The 18,662-nt window shown below is 50.0% G+C and carries 20 protein-coding genes and 1 tRNA gene; 14 read left to right on the forward strand and 7 right to left on the reverse strand.

Going from position 1 to position 18,662, the window contains the following annotated elements; all coding sequences use genetic code 11:
- Positions 1 to 70 precede the first annotated feature (70 nt).
- The 9 genes from ACP7IZ_RS08440 (at position 71) to ACP7IZ_RS08480 (ending at position 6,866) form a co-directional block, all read left to right on the forward strand.
- Entirely contained in the window at positions 71 to 565 is a 495-nt protein-coding gene (locus tag ACP7IZ_RS08440; protein ID WP_006115915.1) for a protein-export chaperone SecB, read from the forward strand.
- A gap of 54 nt (positions 566 to 619) precedes the next feature.
- The gene (locus tag ACP7IZ_RS08445; RefSeq protein ID WP_426848718.1) at positions 620 to 1,282 is read left to right on the forward strand and encodes a glycosyl transferase; all 663 of its coding nucleotides are present in this window, start codon (positions 620 to 622) and stop codon (positions 1,280 to 1,282) included.
- A gap of 54 nt (positions 1,283 to 1,336) precedes the next feature.
- A complete protein-coding gene (gene pdxA / locus ACP7IZ_RS08450; protein ID WP_426848719.1) occupies positions 1,337 to 2,308 on the forward strand; it encodes a 4-hydroxythreonine-4-phosphate dehydrogenase PdxA in 972 nt (323 codons plus the stop codon).
- Complete coding sequence (locus tag ACP7IZ_RS08455) at positions 2,305 to 3,027, forward strand: pyridoxine 5'-phosphate synthase (protein ID WP_426848720.1); 723 nt, start codon at positions 2,305 to 2,307, stop codon at positions 3,025 to 3,027. The genes pdxA and ACP7IZ_RS08455 overlap by 4 nt, the downstream gene beginning before the upstream one ends.
- Position 3,028: 1 nt before the next feature.
- Positions 3,029 to 3,385 (forward strand): DUF6476 family protein, encoded by a 357-nt coding sequence (locus tag ACP7IZ_RS08460; RefSeq protein WP_426848721.1) that lies wholly within the window; start codon positions 3,029 to 3,031, stop codon positions 3,383 to 3,385.
- Positions 3,386 to 3,389: 4 nt separating this feature from the next.
- Entirely contained in the window at positions 3,390 to 4,535 is a 1,146-nt protein-coding gene (locus ACP7IZ_RS08465; protein ID WP_426848722.1) for an anhydro-N-acetylmuramic acid kinase, read from the forward strand.
- A gap of 32 nt (positions 4,536 to 4,567) precedes the next feature.
- Positions 4,568 to 5,059: a hypothetical protein gene (locus ACP7IZ_RS08470; RefSeq protein WP_426848724.1), complete on the forward strand. Its 492-nt coding sequence runs from the start codon at positions 4,568 to 4,570 to the stop codon at positions 5,057 to 5,059.
- Positions 5,060 to 5,217: 158 nt separating this feature from the next.
- On the forward strand, positions 5,218 to 5,415 hold the full coding sequence (locus ACP7IZ_RS08475; RefSeq protein ID WP_426848726.1) for a DUF3311 domain-containing protein: 198 nt from the start codon (positions 5,218 to 5,220) through the stop codon (positions 5,413 to 5,415).
- Positions 5,412 to 6,866, forward strand: coding sequence for a sodium:solute symporter family protein (locus ACP7IZ_RS08480; protein WP_426848728.1), 1,455 nt, complete (start codon positions 5,412 to 5,414; stop codon positions 6,864 to 6,866). The genes ACP7IZ_RS08475 and ACP7IZ_RS08480 overlap by 4 nt, the downstream gene beginning before the upstream one ends.
- 72 nt (positions 6,867 to 6,938) lie before the next feature.
- Here ACP7IZ_RS08480 and ACP7IZ_RS08485 read toward each other — a convergent pair whose 3' ends face one another.
- Complete coding sequence (locus ACP7IZ_RS08485) at positions 6,939 to 7,325, reverse strand: hypothetical protein (protein WP_063354537.1); 387 nt, start codon at positions 7,323 to 7,325, stop codon at positions 6,939 to 6,941.
- Between the two features lie 109 nt (positions 7,326 to 7,434).
- Between ACP7IZ_RS08485 and alkB the strand changes: the two genes are divergently transcribed.
- Both alkB and ACP7IZ_RS08495 read left to right on the forward strand, forming a co-directional pair.
- Entirely contained in the window at positions 7,435 to 8,103 is a 669-nt protein-coding gene (gene alkB / locus ACP7IZ_RS08490; protein WP_426848730.1) for a DNA oxidative demethylase AlkB, read from the forward strand.
- A 45-nt stretch (positions 8,104 to 8,148) separates the two neighbouring features.
- Positions 8,149 to 9,306, forward strand: a complete 1,158-nt coding sequence (locus ACP7IZ_RS08495) for a serine hydrolase domain-containing protein (RefSeq protein WP_426848732.1) — start codon at positions 8,149 to 8,151, stop codon at positions 9,304 to 9,306.
- Positions 9,307 to 9,409: 103 nt separating this feature from the next.
- Here ACP7IZ_RS08495 and ACP7IZ_RS08500 read toward each other — a convergent pair whose 3' ends face one another.
- Positions 9,410 to 9,778: a helix-turn-helix domain-containing protein gene (locus ACP7IZ_RS08500; protein WP_003626381.1), complete on the reverse strand. Its 369-nt coding sequence runs from the start codon at positions 9,776 to 9,778 to the stop codon at positions 9,410 to 9,412.
- Positions 9,779 to 10,147: 369 nt separating this feature from the next.
- On the opposite strand from ACP7IZ_RS08500, the gene hmpA reads away from it, so the two are divergent.
- The gene (gene hmpA / locus ACP7IZ_RS08505) at positions 10,148 to 11,362 is read left to right on the forward strand and encodes an NO-inducible flavohemoprotein (RefSeq protein WP_426848734.1); all 1,215 of its coding nucleotides are present in this window, start codon (positions 10,148 to 10,150) and stop codon (positions 11,360 to 11,362) included.
- 55 nt (positions 11,363 to 11,417) lie between these two features.
- Here hmpA and ACP7IZ_RS08510 read toward each other — a convergent pair whose 3' ends face one another.
- From ACP7IZ_RS08510 to cysG, 5 genes are all read right to left on the reverse strand, one after another.
- The gene (locus ACP7IZ_RS08510; protein WP_426848735.1) at positions 11,418 to 12,092 is read right to left on the reverse strand and encodes a methionine ABC transporter permease; all 675 of its coding nucleotides are present in this window, start codon (positions 12,090 to 12,092) and stop codon (positions 11,418 to 11,420) included.
- On the reverse strand, positions 12,073 to 13,056 hold the full coding sequence (locus ACP7IZ_RS08515) for a methionine ABC transporter ATP-binding protein (protein ID WP_426848736.1): 984 nt from the start codon (positions 13,054 to 13,056) through the stop codon (positions 12,073 to 12,075). The genes ACP7IZ_RS08510 and ACP7IZ_RS08515 overlap by 20 nt, the downstream gene beginning before the upstream one ends.
- Positions 13,053 to 13,865: a MetQ/NlpA family ABC transporter substrate-binding protein gene (locus ACP7IZ_RS08520; protein ID WP_426848737.1), complete on the reverse strand. Its 813-nt coding sequence runs from the start codon at positions 13,863 to 13,865 to the stop codon at positions 13,053 to 13,055. Before ACP7IZ_RS08520 ends, ACP7IZ_RS08515 begins: the two co-directional genes overlap by 4 nt.
- Before the next feature lie 98 nt (positions 13,866 to 13,963).
- Positions 13,964 to 15,391, reverse strand: a complete 1,428-nt coding sequence (locus tag ACP7IZ_RS08525) for an FAD-binding oxidoreductase (RefSeq protein ID WP_426848738.1) — start codon at positions 15,389 to 15,391, stop codon at positions 13,964 to 13,966.
- Between the two features lie 90 nt (positions 15,392 to 15,481).
- Positions 15,482 to 16,885 carry a siroheme synthase CysG gene (cysG, locus tag ACP7IZ_RS08530; RefSeq protein ID WP_426848739.1) on the reverse strand — a complete coding sequence of 468 codons (1,404 nt, stop codon included), beginning with the start codon at positions 16,883 to 16,885 and terminating at the stop codon, positions 15,482 to 15,484.
- Positions 16,886 to 17,292: 407 nt separating this feature from the next.
- Here cysG and ACP7IZ_RS08535 point away from each other — a divergent pair.
- Both ACP7IZ_RS08535 and ACP7IZ_RS08540 read left to right on the forward strand, forming a co-directional pair.
- Positions 17,293 to 17,368 (forward strand) — tRNA-Glu (locus ACP7IZ_RS08535).
- 95 nt (positions 17,369 to 17,463) lie between these two features.
- Complete coding sequence (locus ACP7IZ_RS08540) at positions 17,464 to 18,648, forward strand: tyrosine-type recombinase/integrase (protein WP_082786083.1); 1,185 nt, start codon at positions 17,464 to 17,466, stop codon at positions 18,646 to 18,648.
- Positions 18,649 to 18,662: the final 14 nt, after the last annotated feature.

Consider the following 18,662-nt stretch of genomic DNA (forward strand, 5'->3'; position numbering starts at 1 on the left):
TTTGCTCATTTTTCCTGAATAATGAGCTATTTCTGTTTGCGACATTACTCCTGAGGATCAGACATCCATCATGAATACCGAAACTGCAGATTCACTTGGCGGCGCATCTCACACATCTCCTGCGCCGTCTGTTATGATGGGAATCCAATATGTTAAATCTGTTGAATTTCAGGTTCTTGGGGCACCAGCCATTTACTCACGCGTAACAGAACGCCCTCACCTTGGTGTTTCTGTAGATGTACGTGCCCATCAAATGGGTGAAAACCAGCCAAACTTTGAAGTTGAACTTATCTTGCGCTGTCAGGGGCACCTTCCTGCACAACGAGAAGGGGAAGAAGTTGTCCCCTTATTTGATGTGAATCTGACTTATGCAGGTATCTTTACGCTGCAACATGCAACAGCAGAAACTTTTGAAACCTTGCTTCTTATAGAAGCACCTCGGCTTCTTTACCCTGCTGCCCGCAACATGCTGGCCACTCTATGCCGGGAAGCAGGCTTCCTACCCGTTATCATGCAGCAGATTGACTTTGCGGCATTGTGGCGCAACCGCCGTGCTGTAGGCTGAAAACAGCATTCAGGCCTCTTGATTTCCATACCTGAAAACGAAAGATGACAGACTATGCCAAGTAAAGCATCCGAAGCTTTATGGTACCCCTTTGATGCAAATTGGTACCGCGCAGAATACGGCGCAATTATGGATGCTCTGTTGTCTTTTTCTGATCAGGAACTTGAACAATGGTACAAGGTTGAAGGGGCGCCCTCCGGCCATTCACCCAACAGATATTTCAACGAGGAATGGTACCGGGTAAATTGCTCCGAGGCAGCAGAAGCCATTACAAACGGCACCTGCGTTTCTGGCTTTGAGCATTACTGCAATGGGGGATACAAAAGTTTTTCTCCACATTACCTGTTTTCCGAGCGTTATTATCTTCAGCGCTACCCCGATATTTCGGAGCAAAATCTGCAAGCTGGCGGTTTTGTAAATGGATATGACCATTTCCTCCGATCTGGCGATCAGGAAAAGCGCTCGGGCCATCTGTTTTTTGATCCAAACATTTATATGCAAAACAGACCGGCTGACCCGAACCTGAACAGCCTCACGCCATTTATGAACCTGCTTCATTCAGCACATACGCTACCCAATTCCATTGCGCTGTCTGATCACTTTAATCCTGCATGGTATCGTGCTCTCAGCCCGGATGCGGTTATGGCCGTGGAATATGGTTTTGCACCTAATGTGCTGTATCAGTTCCTCAGCACCTTTACGCCTGATCGTTTCTAAGTTTTCCTTTCTGCTTTACAGACCCGTATTTTCCTGCGCTGAAGGAAGAAACCCATGCTTGCTCTAACACAAGGTGACCCGGCAGGTATTGCGCCTGAAATTACTGTAAAAGCATGGCGCATATTGCGCGAAAGCAAGCTCCCTTTTGTTTTTGTGGGAGACCCCACCCTTCTGGAGCAACATGCCCCAGTGCAGGCCGTACGCTACCTGGAACAGGGATCGGATATTTTTTCCCACGCCATTCCCGTGCTGCCCCTCCGGCTGGCAACACCTGCCGCTCCCGGAGAGCCAGACCGTCAGAATGCATCCAGTGTTATTGAAAGCATCCGTCTGGCCGTAGAATTAGCCCAGAATGGTGAAGCCTCCGCTATTATCACCAACCCCATCAGCAAAGAGGTTATTCAAAGCGCGGGGTTCAAACATCCGGGGCACACCAGCTATCTGGCAGAACTGTGCCATGTGCCCGGACAGGAAGTGATGATGCTGGCTGGCCCCTCTCTCAAGGTTGTGCCTGTTACCGTGCATGTCTCCCTCCGGCACGCGCTGGAGCAGTTAAATACAGAGTTGATTATCAAAACAGCTCGCACAGTTGCCACTGGACTAAAACGCGATTTTGGCCTGAAAGCCCCGCGCATTGCCGTGGCCGGATTAAACCCTCATGCGGGGGAAAACGGCTTGATGGGGCATGAGGAACAACAGATTATCATTCCAGCCATTAAAGCCTTACAGCAGGAAGGGCTTGATATTACAGGCCCCATGCCGCCAGATACCATGTTCACACCCGCAGCGCGCAGCCGTTATGATGTGGCTTTGTGCATGTATCATGATCAAGGGCTGATCCCTCTCAAAACACTGGATATGGCAGAAGGTGTAAACGTAACGCTGGGGCTGCCCATTATCCGCACATCGCCCGACCACGGAACAGCCTTTGACATTGCGGGCCAGAACAAGGCAGACCCAAGCAGCCTTGTTGCTGCCATTCGGTTGGCCGCACAGCTTGCGCACAACAGAAGGAACGCAGCATGACTTCAGCTATCCGGCTTGGCGTCAACATTGATCATGTGGCTACCATTCGCAATGCACGTGGGGGCACATATCCAGACCCCGTTGCTGCGGCCCTGTTAGCTATTCAGGCTGGTGCAGATGGTATTACCGCCCATCTGCGTGAGGATAGACGCCATATCCGTGATAAAGATTTAGAACGCCTGCGTGCAGAAATTGCGGCTCCCCTTAATATGGAAATGGCTGCAACAGAAGAAATGGTTAGCATAGCCCTTGGCTTGCGCCCCCATGCCTGCTGCCTTGTGCCCGAGCGGCGTGAAGAACTAACCACAGAAGGTGGTCTGAACGTAGCAGGGCAACTAGAAACACTTACACCAAAGGTGCAAAAACTCGCACAGACAGGCATCCGTGTTTCACTGTTTATAGATCCCTCCCCCGCACAAATAGAGGCTGCCGCCAAAACAGGCGCACAGGTTGTCGAACTCCACACTGGTGCTTATGCCGAAGGGAAAGCGGGAGAACTGGAACGCCTGCGTGCTGCAGCCACGCAAGCAGCCTCTCTTGGGTTGGAAGTACATGCGGGCCATGGGCTGACATTTGAAAACGTTGGCCCCATCGCCAGCCTGCCAGAACTGCGAGAACTCAATATTGGGCACTTTCTGATTGGACAGGCTATTTTTGATGGTCTGGCAGCCGTTGTGCAAAGCATGAAACGCCACATTGCAGAAGGCGCGGCCCTTTAAGATGGAAGAACCACAGGAATACAAAACACCCAAAGCCTTACTTGTGGCCGTTATTGGCATGGGTGTGCTGATTGTGGTGGGCATTGTCGTATTGGCAGGCGTACTTATTCATCGCATGAGTAGTAAACCCACTCCGCCCAACCTTCCGCCGGTTGCGCTATCGGATGCGGCTCCATCTGCCAATCTTCCCACGGCACATGCTACATTGCCTGCTGGTGAACACCTGTTAAGCGTAACACGTGTGCGGGATAACGTGCTGGCCCTGCATGTTACAGAACAGGGGCACGACCGGATTCTGTTATGGGATGTGCCAACCGGCCAGTTGCGTACCGGGCTGGATATAAACGCGGCACATTAACACTATGTCTTTGCTTCCTCCCCTTACCGCCATTGGGCTTATGAGTGGCACATCACTTGATGGCGTAGATGCAGCACTCATACAAACTGATGGCACACGTATATTTCGGCACGGCCCAGCGCTGACCGTACCTTATACGGCAGAGTTACGGGCACGCCTGCGCCGCATATTGGATGAAGCTCCTCAGCTTGCGCCTTCTGATCCTGCATTGCTGTCTGCAGAACAGGATCTGACAAAGGTGCATGCCATAGCTGTTGAAAAACTGCGCCAAATGGCACCTGATATGCCAGCCGATCTTATTGGCTTTCATGGTCAGACCATTCTGCACCAGCCTGGGCGCACATGGCAGATTGGCAATGCCATTGCACTTTCTGCTGCTACGGATTTACCTGTTATCCATGACTTTCGCAGCGCTGATGTACATGCAGGCGGAGAAGGTGCTCCGCTAGCCCCTTTATATCATGCAGCCCTTTTGCACGATCAGCCACGCCCTGTTGCAATCCTGAATATTGGAGGCGTTGCTAATCTTACGCTGCTGACCTCAAAAGGTGAGATTCTGGCCTGTGATACAGGCCCGGGCAATGCTCTGCTGGATGACTGGACTTTCCGCCATACTGGCATCCCCTACGATAAAGATGGACGCTTGGCACGCAGCGGTAAGGTGTCTGCACCTATTCTGAAGCAGCTCTTGGCACATCCATTTTTTAGCAAACCAGCCCCTAAATCTCTCGACAGGCTAAGCTTTCATACAGCCTTGCAAAATATTGCTGTACTCTCCCCGGCAGATGGAGCAGCCACACTGGTTGCCTTTACTGCGGAAACCATTGCCCGCACGCCTTTACCAGAGCAGCCTCAAGCATGGTTTGTATGTGGCGGCGGCCGACATAACGCCGCTATTATGGAAGCACTTACTCAACGGTTACCCGGCCAAGTATCTCCGGCAGAAACTCTTGGATGGAATGGGGATGCGCTGGAAGCCGAGTGCTTTGGCTTTTTGGCTGTAAGAAGCCTGTATGGATTCCCTTTATCGCTCCCATCCACCACAGGTGTGCCTGCCCCTCAACAAGGTGGCCGGTTAAGCTGCGGCGGCATTACGCCATGGAAGGCGAAAGCTGTTTTAAACACGAAATTGCAGTATAATATTGCTTAATACATTTCATTGAACAGGAAAGACTCAAAACCATGAAACGCTTTCTGGCATTCGGCCTGTTGCTTGCTGCCCTTGGCGCGCCGGTACTAGCCTGTTCTGCAAGTGCGCAAACCGTTATTGACGGCAGCGATAAAAAGGCATCGCCTTTTGTAAAAAATACACTCAAGACGCTTACAAAACGCTTTCCGGATACACACCCTTTTTTCCGCGCAATAACTACGCACCCCAATGCAGAAAAAAAGCAGGTTGTATGTGGGGAAATCAGCCTGAGTTCCAGCAAAACACCGGAACCCGATAGCTTTATGCTGTTTGGCGCTACGGAAGGTGAAAACGCACCTATTGTTTATGAACAGCGTGAAATCCCAGCCTCTATTGATTCACGCGAAGTGAATCTGTGGATCAATCATGGAGCGGATCTGGCAGATCTGGAAGAAATGGGCTGCGTGCCAGAGGGCAGCTATCGGCAATATGGCGATAAGCTAAACCAAGTTTTACAGAATAAAAAGCACAGCGCCACACGCTAAAACATCAAGCTGTTTTTTCTGCCCCACTACAAACAGCACCCCTGTTTGTAGTGGAAAAGACACAACTTGGTTTCTCAAACCAAAAAGACATACAGAATAATTGACAGGCGGTAACTTTCATCGCCATCCTTCTCCCGGTCACGAACAAAAAAAACAAAATGACCGGGTTTTCTGTAATGAAATATCTGAACCTCCTACTCGCCCTGCCCTTTTTAGGGTTACTTTGGACACCCCTGTATAACAGGCACGATCCTGTTTTGTGGGGTTTCCCATTTTTCTACTGGTACCAATTCGCATGGGTACCAGTAACGTCTGCTCTTATCTGGGTTGTCTGGAAAAAGGGGCAAAACACATGAGCACCATAAACCCTTGGGCGCTTGGCGTTTTTGTTTTCTTTTTTGCCGCGACCATTGTTGTTGGCAGTTCCATACAATGGATACGCGGCCTGTTTCATGCCAAACGTGATACCGACAGCCATGAGGAATGGTCACTCGGTGGGCGAGAGTTTGGGCCGTGGGTAACATGGTTTCTGGTGGGAGGAGACTTTTACACCGCTTATACGGTTATTGCCGTACCTGCACTGGTGTATGCAGCCGGGGCATATGGCTTTTTTGCGCTGCCTTATACCATTATTGTTTACCCCTTTATTTTTCTTGTTATGCCCAAGCTTTGGAAGATTGCACGCGCAGGCGGGCACGCAACAGCGGCAGATATTGTAAAGGCACGCTTTAACAGCCGGGCACTGGAAGTGATTATTGCCTTAACCGGGCTGGTAGCGGTTATGCCTTATATTGCGCTCCAGCTTATTGGTATCCGTACTGTGGTGCAGGCTTTAGGATTACCGGGCGATCTACCACTTATTATCGCCTTTATTTCCCTAGCCGCTTACACATGGTTGGGCGGGCTACATGCTCCGGCACTTACGGCCTTTATCAAGGATATTATGATCTATATTGCCGTGCTAGTAGCGGTAACTGTTATTCCCCTGCACACTGGTGGTTACAGCGCCCTGTTTGCCTCTGCGGCACATACAGATACGGTGCTTAAAACCGGGCAAAGCTTACCTTATGCTACCCTTGCGCTTTCTTCTGCTTTAGCTGCATTTTTATATCCTCATACACTTACGGGTATTCTAGCGTCTCGTTCGGCAGATACCATCAAACAGAATGCTGTTTTCTTACCCGCATACACCATTGTATTGGGGCTTATAGCCATGCTGGGCTTTATGGCGCATGCGGCTGGCATTAACACCACCAATACTTCCATGGTTGTGCCAATGCTGTTCCAAAGTGTGTTTCCTGCATGGTTTGCCGGTTTTTGCCTTGCAGCCATTGCCGTAGGGGCATTGGTGCCTGCGGCCGTTATGGCAATTGGCGCGGCCAATCTGGTCACCAACAATTTGCTTCCCCCTCAGGCAAATCCAGTACGCACCAGCCGCATTGTAGCTTTTATAGTTAAAATTGGCGCACTGATTTGCGTATTGTTCCTGAACGCGCAGTTTGCCATTGATTTCCAGCTTTTGGGAGGCGTGTTTATTCTACAAACATTCCCTGCGCTTATTCTGGGCCTGTTTCGTGTGCGCTTTTCTGCTGCTGCTATGCTGACTGGGTGGGCTGTAGGCACAGTTTTTGGTGTTGGTATTTGCTGGATGGACGGCCTAAAACCTATTCACCCCGTTAACCTGGGGCTATTTTCTGGCAATATTTCTACTGGCCTTCTTTCTTTGGTTATCAATATTGCCATAGTTGCGCTTGTATCCGTGATGGCCCCCGCCAAACAGAATATCCCAGCCAATACAACTGCCTGATGCACAACAGGTGTTAAAAAAGGAAGGCGTATCCCAAGCCTTCCTTTTTTCTTAGAAAATCTGCTGTTCCCATTAAAAATTCAGAAAAACGGTTGAAGCTTTTTTTCGATTTCCTGTTTTCTGAAATTCCAATGTCTGGTCACGCACAAGCTGATAGAGATCTATCCCTTTCTGGCGTGCGGGCTCTTCCAGTTCTGCGTAGATATCTTCAAGCAGATAACCTTTTTGTCCTACTTGCCGTGCAAGTAAAGGAGAACGATTCTGCTGGCGGCATGTTTCCAAAAACACGCTTAAAGCCGCCTCACCTTGGGGCTGTAAATCCATGGGAGAACGCGCCAGAAAATCTACCTCTGCGTTCAGGCCTATAAAAACCCCACGAAACATACGGCTACCGGCATTAAAGCTGATAACAGCCGGAATGCCGCCAATAAACATCATATCCCGACCAGAAACCGACATTGCTGGGGATCTGCTCCTTCTGTTTCAAACGTAGGCGCTGCTATACTCTTTCCATGCTGTGCCAGAGAGCGCACATCACCGCAAACACTTTCCACACAGAGCTTTCACCATGAAAGACGATCGTTCCGTGCAAATGGATTTTCTTTTGCCAGATACCCGGCCAAACTCCGTGCAGTTGGATGCCGGAGCCGTATTATTGCCCGGTTTCGCTTTGCATGATGCTGAAGCCTGCATTCTGGCTGTTCATCGCATTACGCAGCAAGCACCATTTAGAAAAATGTACACTCCGGGCGGAGGGCAGATGTCTGTTGCCATGACGTGCTGCGGCACATTTGGATGGGTTAGCACATCACAAGGCTACAGCTATACCAGAGTAAACCCTTTTACTGGCCAACCTTGGCCAAATATGCCTGCTATTTTTCAAACTTTGGCGCACAAGGCTGCCCAAAAAGCTGGTTTTGCACAATTCCATCCCAATGCCTGTCTTATCAATTCTTACAGCCTTGGTGCACGCATGGGCCTTCATCAAGACCGCGATGAAGGCTGTACGGACCAGCCTGTGGTTTCTCTCTCATTTGGCTTGGAAGCTGTTTTTCTGTGGGGAGGGCTCAAAAGATCAGATCCTACTCGACAAATTTTGCTCACGGATGGAGATGTTCTGGTGTGGGGCGGGCCTGATCGCCTACGCTTTCATGGCATAAAACCCATTCGGGCTGGCACACATACCAGAACAGGAGAAACCCGCCTGAATATCACCTTCAGATTTGTGGCGTCTTGAACCAATTGAATTTTCTCATGGTGTTTTCTTATAAGGCAGAAATATATGCCCTCTTCTTTTAGCCGTCGTATTCTGCTTATGGGAGCAGCAAGCCTATTCTATCCCTCAACAAAGAAAAGCATGGCCTCCGATACCCAAAACCACTTTGCACAAGTGGAACGCATTTTTCAGGATGCCATCAAAAACGGTAAAACACCGGGAGCCGTCGCTGCCATTGCCCATGAAGGCCAAGTGGTTTGGAAAGGTGTGTTTGGGCAACGTGCACTTGTACCTCATCCAGAAGCCATGACATGGGATACGCTGTTTGATATGGCGTCTCTTACCAAAGTGCTCATTACTGCTCCGGCCATCATGCAGCTGTATGAACGTGGATTAGTCCAACTAGATGTGCCGGTTTGCCATTATCTTCCTAAATTTTCCGGACAAGGCAAACAGGAAATTACTGTTCGCCAGTTGCTCACGCACTATTCCGGTTTACCGCCAGATCTAGATCTTTCAACGCCGTGGACAGGCCGTAATACAGCTATACAGATGGCATTTTCCTGCACGCCCATTCATCCTGCGGGAGAACAGTTTGTTTATAGTGATATCAACTTTATCCTGCTTGGGCTGATTGTAGAAAAGCTCTCTGGCCTGACCTTACAAGACTACGCAACACAAAATATTTTCAAACCACTGGGCCTAAAAAGAACCTTTTTTACTCCGGCTTCCACACTTTACAGCACAATTGCCCCTACTCAGTATGATGAAAAGGGGAACCTTCTTCGTGGTATCGTGCATGATCCCACAACACGCCGGATGGGAGGTGTTGCAGGTCATGCAGGATTATTTTCCTGCGCGGATGACATGACACGCTACGCCATTGCGCTGCTCAACAAACGCGCCGGGCGTTCTTCTCCTTTTCCACTTGAGGCAGAAACACTGGTCATGATGTCATCCCCGCAGCAACCTGCGGGCAAAACCGATCAACGAGGTTTGGGGTGGGATATCGCCACCCATTATTCTACCCCGCGAGGAGAATACTTTCCCATAGGATCGTTTGGCCATACCGGTTTTACGGGTACATCTCTGTGGTTAGTCCCACAGACAGATAGCTTTGTTCTGATTTTAACAAACAGGGTTCACCCTTACGGAAAGGGCAATGTTATTGCCTTAAGGCATGATGTTGCTTCTGCGGCGGCTTTGGCTTTAGAGCACCTTTGAACAGCAACTTTATACAGGCAACTTCTTTTCAGTGTTCATGAAGGTGTTTGCCTATAAACACTGAAAAGAAGTTGCCTAACATATAAAAATTTACCCGATAAATTTAGTCTTCCTGCCGGGCCATCCGGGCCTGCCGTTCTAACCATTTCTGAGCAGATACTTTGCGAGATGGATCAAGCATACGGTAAAGCCGGATCACGTCATGCTCATCGGGTGTAATCACCAACTCAATATCTTCCTGCACATAGCCTGTCAGAAAAATTTCTGGGTCAACATTAAAAAGTGCCGCCAGTTTGGGAATATGCTTTCTGGCGCTTCCTTCCCGTCCGGTTTCCCAAAAAGCGATAGCTGGCCTTGAAACCCCCAGCGCGTCTGCAACCTGCTGCTGTGTAAGTCCAGCGGATTTACGCAGGATCTTGATCCTTTGCCCAAGATCTATCCCGGGTGAAATAACGTCGTCCTGGTCAGCCATTGCTCTTTATATCCATTGCTCCAGAGTTACCGTGGTTCTTGTAGCATGCCCAATATTTTATGGTTGCCATATTTCATGCTCTGCAAAGTATGGCAGATCATTGCAAACTTAATAACCTGATAACATATTTTGTTATATGCAATAAGTAGTCTTAGATTTACAGAAATGCAAAATCAAAAATGTCTTTTTCCACAAATCGTTTAATATTAGCCATTATCTAACATAATACCCCAAATATAGTGCATCCATACACTTAAATATTGCATGCACCACAATGCAGCCATCTCCGCAAAAAAGATGTGTATTATTGACATCTTTTTATGGGTCTATAAGGTGTAATTGAAATACATTTTATACGGAATCCTCTCCATGCCTTCACCACTTGATGCAAAAACAATCTCAATCATAAAGGCCTGCGTTCCCGCGCTTGAAGCACACGGTCTGGATATTACGCAGGAAATGTATAAACGCCTGCTCTCCAACCCCGATATTCGGGATCTTTTCAATATGTCTCACCAAAAAGATGGTGAACAACCCAAAGCCCTTGCCTTGGCTGTGCTGGCTTATGCCCGCAATATAGAGAACCTAGGCGCATTAGGGAGCATGGTTGAACGTATTGCTGAAAAACATGTTGGACTGAACATTCTTCCGGAGCACTATCCCTACGTAGCTGATGCGCTTTTGGGAGCGATTGCTCAGGTATTAGGTGATGCCGCCACCCCCGAAATTCTGGAAGCATGGGGGAAAGCTTACTGGTTCCTGGCAGAAATTCTAATTGGCCGTGAAGAACAGATTTACGAGGCCCATGCAGCAGCACCAGGTGGATGGATAGGCTGGCGGCCCTTTACGGTACGCCGCAAAGTGCGGGAAAGTGATACCATTACATCCTTTGAGTTGGTACCTGTTGATAACAAACCCATTATGAAGCACGAAGCCGGGCAATATTTAAGCTTTAAGCTGGATGTTCCTGAGCATGGCTCACAACGACGTAACTACAGTATTTCTTCCGAACCCGGCGCAGATCATTACCGCATTAGTGTGCGTCGGGCAGATGGGGGTGTGGTTTCTCAATGGCTGCATGATACTGTGCAAGAAGGGCAGGTTCTGGACGTTTCTGCACCAGCAGGAGACTTTATCCCCGGAACAGAAAAAAACGGCAAAATCGTTCTGCTGTGCGCAGGTGTTGGGCAAACACCTTTTATTTCTACCCTTGGTGCCTTTTTGAAAGATGGCACCAAGCGCAATATCCACTACATCCACGGCGTTCACACTGCACAGGATGAAGCATTTACAGATTATATCTCTGCCTTGGCTGAAAAAGATGCTCTTGAAGCTGATATTTTCTATAGCCACTCCCCCGTGCCCACAAACCATTCAAGCAAGAACGTAACGCTGCATGAAGGCAGAATCACCGCAGAATGGATTAAACCTCGTGTAGATATAACCGCAGATTACAATATCTGTGGCCCCGATAGCTTTATGCGAGATATGATTAAAGCACTTACAGAAGCTGGTGTGCCGGAAAACCAGATTCATTATGAATTCTTTGGGTCTGCGGCTGATGCAGAACTTGTAGGCGCTTAATTTTACAATGTTGGCCTCTCTATTTGATGAAGAATAGAGAGGCCATTTTTAAACTTTAGTCGGCTATTCTGGTGCGCTCAGAATGGCGTAATATGCGGGAAAGCCAGTTGCCCAAAGCCTGCATCCCCGTCACCAACACAATCAATACGGCAACCACTCCTAACATCACTGTGGTGTTAAAGCGCTGATAGCCATAACGAATAGCCAGATCCCCCAAACCGCCAGCCCCAATAGTACCGGCCATAGCTGATGCACCCACCAAGGTCACCAGTGTAACCGTTATGCCAGATACAAGTGCTGGCATGCTTTCTGGTAGCAAAACATAACGGATAACCATCCACCGTGTTCCGCCCATGGCACGTACGGCATCCACCAACCCATGATCAACTTCCCGCAACGAAACCTCGGCAATGCGTGCAAAATACGGAATAGCAGCAATGGAAAGCGGGACAATGGCAGCCGTTGTGCCCAACGCACTTCCAACAACCATTCGCGTAAATGGAATAAGCAGCACCAGCAGAATAATAAATGGCACAGCCCGGATGGCATCAATCACCACACCAAGTAAACGTGGCAGCACAGGCAATGGGTAAAGACCACCACGCCCTGCAACAACCATAAAAACGGCTAATGGCAGCCCAAAAAGTACTGCAATAAACCCAGATACCAGCACCATTATCAGCGTTTCGACTGTAGCGTGCCATAGCAGATCAAGAATGAGCCGGGACATATCCTACCACTTCTGCTGCATGACAATTTTGCTGAAGAAAATTCATGGTCGCAACGGAAACATCCCCAACCTGCAACAAAACATCCAACACCTGATATTCCGCATCCTCGGCAGGAATAACGCGCAACAAAGAGGCCTGTGTCTGGCACATCTGCTGCACATTTCGCAGTAACGGTGCCATAATTAGGTTCTGGTCCACCGTTAACCTTACCACTGCATGACTACCTTCCTGCGGGCTGCGTTCCATATTCGGGGGTAAAGCAGCTTGCAGGCTGGTTTCTTCCAAAATATCCGCCGGAAGGCCACGTGCCACAACCCGGCCATGATCCAACACAAGAACATGCTTGGCTAATGCACGCACAACGTCCATTTCATGCGTAATAAAAACAATAGTCAGCCCTAATTCACGATTGATGCTGTTTAACAAAGCCAATATCGACTCTGTTGTTTCAGGGTCCAACGCAGAAGTGGCCTCATCACACAACAGCAAGGCAGGTTGTGCTGCAAGGGCACGGGCAATACCAACACGTTGCTTTTGCCCACCAGAGAGCATAGCCGGATATTTATGAGCATGATCGGCCAAACCTACCAGATCAAGCAGTTCCGCTACACGCTTCACCCGCTGATCCCGCGGTATGCCTGCAATTTCTAATGGCAAAGCCACATTGGCCGCCACAGTGCGGGATGTCAGCAAATTGAAATGCTGGAACACAAGCCCCATACGCCGACGTAAAGGAATAATCTGAGATTCTGGAAGAACCGCCAGATCCTGCCCTTCTAACAAAATACGCCCCGATTGGGGGCGATCCAGCCCGCACAGACACCGTAATAGGGTGGACTTGCCCGCCCCAGAGCGCCCGATGATGCCGAGACTATCGCCTTTTTCAACCGTAAACGAAATATCCTTAAGGGCAGGCTGCCCACCAAATGAGCGGGTAAGATGTTCAACCTGTAAAAGACTCATGACCAACCCGGCACAACTGCACCGTGAAAAGCCTGTGCCAACGCCTGTTTGACATTATCTTGCTGAAAAGCTGAAACCAGCTTGCTCACCCATGGTGCGCCCTTATCTGCTTCGTTCACCGCAATAAAGCAGACATACGGATTATTTTGCGGGGCTTCCTGCGCAATCCGCTCTTTCTGTAAATCAATACCTGCTTTGTTGGCCCAATCTGTATTTACCACAGCAGCATCCATATCTGGCAGCGCGCGGCCCACCATTCCGGCATCCATTTCTTTTACAGAAATCTGGCGTGGGTTTTCGGTAATATCCAATGCAGTCGGCACTAAGCCAGCATCTTCTGCCACTTTAATCAGCCCCAGTTTTTGCAGCAGCAAAAGGGCACGCCCTTCATTCGTTGGGTCATTAGGCACACCAATAACTGCTTTGTTGGGCAGTTCTGCAACAGACTTCCAGCGCCGAGAATACAAACCTATGGGAGACAGATACGTGTTGCCGACAGAAACAATATGGAAATTTTTGGCCTTGTTCTGTGCTTCCAGAAATGGCCCATGCTGGAACGCATTTGCATCCAGTTCGTGCTCAGCCAATGCCTCATTCGGCGCATTGTAATCTGAAAACGGAATAATCTTGAGTGTCAGCCCTTCCTTGGCAGCATTTTCTGCCACCACGCGCCAAACATCTTCATCTTCACCGGCAATAATGCCGATACGCAAAACCTGATCATCTGCACGCGCAACACCGTAGGGGGCCATCATGGCCACGCCCATTCCGGCAAGCATTACCCTACGGGATAAAAAGGACGAAGACATGATTTATAGTCCATTCCAGATAAATACGATTTTGTGTGTATAAACAGAAAATAACACGTAAATGTCAAGTTTATACGGGCAAGCTACCCGTACGCTCCTTACCCTTTGAACACAGGCCCTTCTGGCAACAGCTTGCCGGGGTTTAGAATGTTCAACGGATCCAGTGTTGCTTTCAACGCCCGCATGACAGACAGAGCCCCTGCCCCGTGCTCGGTTTCAAGAAATTCCAGCTTGCCCAAACCCACACCATGTTCACCACTGCATGAGCCCCCCATCGCCAAGGCTCGTGCAACAATCTTGCGGTCAAGATCAAGTGCGCGGGCATGCCCGGCATCACTATCTTCTGTCATGATCAGGGTATGGAAATTGCCATCACCAACATGGCCCAAAATAGCAGCCTGCAAGCCAGAGGCCGCAATATCCTGCCGAACGCCATCTATCAAATCTGCCAAGCGAGAAATGGGCACAATGCAATCCGTGCTGATAACACGCGCTGCCGGATCAATCGCCTTGGCAGCCCAAAAGGCATTATGCCGTGCCTTCCAAAGGCGTGCGCGCTCATCAGCCGTATCGGCCCACATAAAGCGCAACCCATTGTTTTCACGCGCAATATCTTCCGTAACACTCACCTGTTCACGCACGGATTCTGGTGCACCAGCAAATTCAAAAAACAGGGTTGTAAGAGGCTGTAGATCTGTCAGGCCAGAATAACTGATACTGGCAGCCATCTGCACATCGTCCATCAGTTCCACACGGGCGATAGGCACCCCCATCTGGATGATTTCAATAGCTGTGCTGACGGCATCATGCAGATTTTCAAACTGGCAAATGGCAGCCGAGAGCTGTTCGGGAATACCATGAAGACGCAACTGCACTTCTGTAATAATCCCCAGCGTGCCCTCAGACCCTACGAACAAAGAAGTAAGATCATACCCGGTGGAAGACTTGCGCACCCGCCCACCAGTACGAATAACTTCCCCATTGGCCAGCACCACTGTTAACCCAAGCACATTTTCTTTCATGGTGCCGTAACGCACAGCGGCTGTGCCAGAAGCACGCGTGGCGCACATGCCGCCCAATGTTGCTTCTCCACCCGGATCAACCGGAAAAAACAAACCCGTATCCCGCAGCTGAACATTCAAATCTTGCCGGGTCAGGCCAGCCTGCACACGGCAATCCAGATCTGCCGGATTAACTTCCAGCACTTCTGTCATCCGGGAAAGATCAAGGCTAATGGCATGCTCTGGGGGCGTAACATGCCCTTCCACCGATGTGCCTGCCCCAAATGCAACCACAGGAACCTGATGATGATGGCAAAGCTTGAGCACTTCGGATACATCCGCCGTGCTTTCAGCAAACACCACAGCAGTGGGCATGCGGGCCACCTGCAAAGCCTCTCCATGACTATGGGCTTCACAAACAGATTCATTGCACGAAACACGTTCATTAAACTGCGCTTTTAATTCCGCCAGCACAGCTTCAGCCCGCTTGGCAGCGTCTGCATGGGGTAATGAAGTGTTTATCATGTTCTGTCCTGTCTTTCCGATAAGCGGCGACTTTTTAAATCGGCTGGCAAAGGTGCCGCAAATATCAACGGCTTGGTCTTGTATCTTAAATTAGTAACGCGGTGAGATCACACGATGGCGTACAACCTCTCCAACAATCACCAGTGCCGGGCTTTGTATCTGCTGTTCGGCCACCAGTGCTGGTAGGGTCGCTAATGTGCCCTCGCATACTCTCTGCTCTGGCAAAGTGCCTTTTTCTACAACAGCGACAGGCCAGTTTTCAGGCAATCCGTGCTTAACAAGCTGGGCACAAAGCTGAGAAAGCATTGTCAGCCCCATATAAATCACCACTGTCTGATTTTTAAGAGCAATGGTTTCCCATTCCAGATTCAGCACGCCATCTGCACGCGCATGTCCCGTAATAAATAGGCAAGCCTGCGCGCAATCACGATGTGTAAGCGGAATACCAGCATATGCCGCACATCCATTGGCAGCAGAAATACCCGGAATAATCCGGAACGGCACACCGGCTTCTACCAATGTTTCCAGTTCTTCCCCACCTCGGCCAAATATAAAAGGATCTCCGCCCTTCAGACGCAAAACCCGCTGGCCAGCCTGTGCACGACGCACCAGTTCATGATTGATGTCTTCCTGCGGCAATGTATGACGATTGCGCTTTTTTCCTACAAAAACACGCTCGGCATCTCTCCGCACGTAATTCAAAATTTCTGGACCGACCAGATTGTCATACAGAATAACGTCCGCATCCTGCATAAGCCGTAAAGCTGCCAGAGTTAGCAAATCAGGATTACCCGGTCCGGCCCCAACCAACCAGACCTCACCGCGGGCAGCATTCCCCTCTTCCAGCTCTTTCAGGCTGCGTGTGGCTTCAACCGTATTGCCTGCCAAAGCAATGCGCGCACCTTCTCCATCCAGAAAATGTTCCCACAACTGCCGACGTGCCGAGGTATCAGGGATACGCTGGCGCAATTCATCCCTCATAGTGGACATAAAATCTGCCAGACGGTGCAGACCTTCAGGCAAAACACGCTCCACCATTGTTCTTAACCTACGGGCAAGAACGGGAGCGGCTCCTCCCGTAGAAATAGCAACCTGCACCTTCCCTCGTGTGACCAATGCAGGCGTAATAAATGTGGAAATAGCCGGATCATCCACAGCGCAAACTGGCACATTCTCCGCTTTGCATAGAGTGGCAAGTGCCTGGTTCAGATCTCGATCATTGGTTGCCAGATAAACCAAACGACAGCCAGCAAGGCGCGGCTGCAAATCCTGTGCAGATGTATCCTGCGGAAAATGGTGTATGGCGCCTTTATCCACCATCCGTTCAAGTTCGGAACACAAGGAAGCCGAAAGCACCTCAACCCGCGCACCTGTGGATACAAGAAGTTGCACCTTGCTAGCGGCAACATTTCCGCCACCCACAACAAGAACCCGCTCGCCTTCCATGCGAAACACGACGGGAAACCAACCTGTATTTTCTGACAAACCTTGCATAGTGCCTCTGCAAGCAGGCTTCTGCTCTAGATGCAAGAGCCCAAACACCTCAAACGCGAAAAAGATTTCCAGAACCTGCCTTTATGGGCAAAAAGCCGCCTGTTTAATGTATGAAAATTGCTGACATAAATTGGAGCGCACCCATTAAATATTTGGAAAAGTTATATTCTCCGAAGTTAGGTGTTGACCCAGCTTGCCAACATCACCCTTGCTACATGACTCTTATGGGCCATCCCCATTATTACCATATGCTTTTGGGCGTTTACGTTAGCTCTATCCCTGTAACTGACCGTATTCTGCCAAAAATCAAACGTTTGCCAGCGTTTTCCTACCAAATACGCATACAACCCAAAAGAATCTGCTTGTGCTGAAGATATTTTTCTCGTAGGAAGCCGCATCAGCCTCTTGTCCCGTTCGTCTAGAGGCCTAGGACACCGCCCTTTCACGGCGGCAACACGGGTTCGAATCCCGTACGGGACGCCATTGTTTTCATTGGCTTTTTTGGCGAAACTCTTCCAAAAAATATTAGTTTTTGCACCATTTTTGCACCATCGCGAGGAACGTCGTAGTATCTTCTCATGGTGGAAGATATCAACACGCCGGCAGGTGATGTCATGAGCGGGCGTACAGATCCCGCCACAGGCAAGGCTTTACCGCGCGGCGTAAGCTATCGTGGCCCCAGGCAATACATGACCCGTAAGGTGGTCGATGGCCGCCGGGTGCAGCAGACTTTCTCCACTGCGGCACAGGCCCGACGCTGGCTCAATGAAACAGCCGCCAAAGCAGAGCTTGGCCAGTTCACAGATACACGCCCTCTCGACAAGATGACGATTGGCACACTTGTTGAACGGTATCGCGATGAGTGCATGGCCGATCGGAAAGCCGACCGGATCGGGCATATCCCAGCCATCCTGCGCGACACCGCACTGTCTTCGGTACGGTTATCGAAATTCTCAGCCGCAGACGTCCGTGGCTTCCGTGAACGCATGACCGCAACCGGATATGCAGCTGCAACTGTGGTGAAACGCCTTAATCTTTTGGCCTCTATTCTTCAGCATGCCATCTCGGAATGGGATATCGCCATCGTCAATCATGCGTCTGGCCGCGTTGTAAAACGACCAGAGGGGGCTGACAAAAAACGTAACCGCCGTCTCAAGGAAAATCGGGACTCTTCCCTCCCTGGAGAATTTGAACGCCTGATTGAAGCCGTCAGCGCCTCCCCTCACCCGGATGATGTCTGGCTTGTGCGATGGTCGATCGAGCAGGGCACACGCCGGGGCGAAGCCCTCCAGCTTCGCTGGGGCGATATTGACCTTCAGCGTCGCACCCTGAAGCTGGGCGGCGAAAGCGGAAAGACCAAGACGCATCGCCATCAGGAAGAGCACGGGCCAGAGATACGCCCCCTCACGCCTGGCGCACGTCGCCTCCTGATCGAGAAGCTTGCAACGCTTCCGCATCAGCCCAAACCAACACAGCGCCTCTTTGATGTCGGGACTGAAGCAGCGTTCAGTGTTCGATATGGCCGTATGGTACGAGATGCCGGACTGAAAGATCTGACCTTTCACGACCTGAGACATGAAGCAACCAGCCGGTTAGCAAAATTGCTACCCAATCCGCTCGACCTCAAACGCGTGACCGGTCATCGCGATCTGAAATCACTGGATCGCTATTACCAGCCCGTTCCTGAAGACATCAGTCGTCAGATTGAGGAGGCTGAACGTGTGTTAGGTATGCTGTCAGAAGAGAAACCGCTGAAGGACTGAGGTCTCTTCATCTC

Source organism: Acetobacter sp. AAB5 (assembly GCF_050106715.1).
Classification (GTDB): domain Bacteria; phylum Pseudomonadota; class Alphaproteobacteria; order Acetobacterales; family Acetobacteraceae; genus Acetobacter; species Acetobacter oryzifermentans.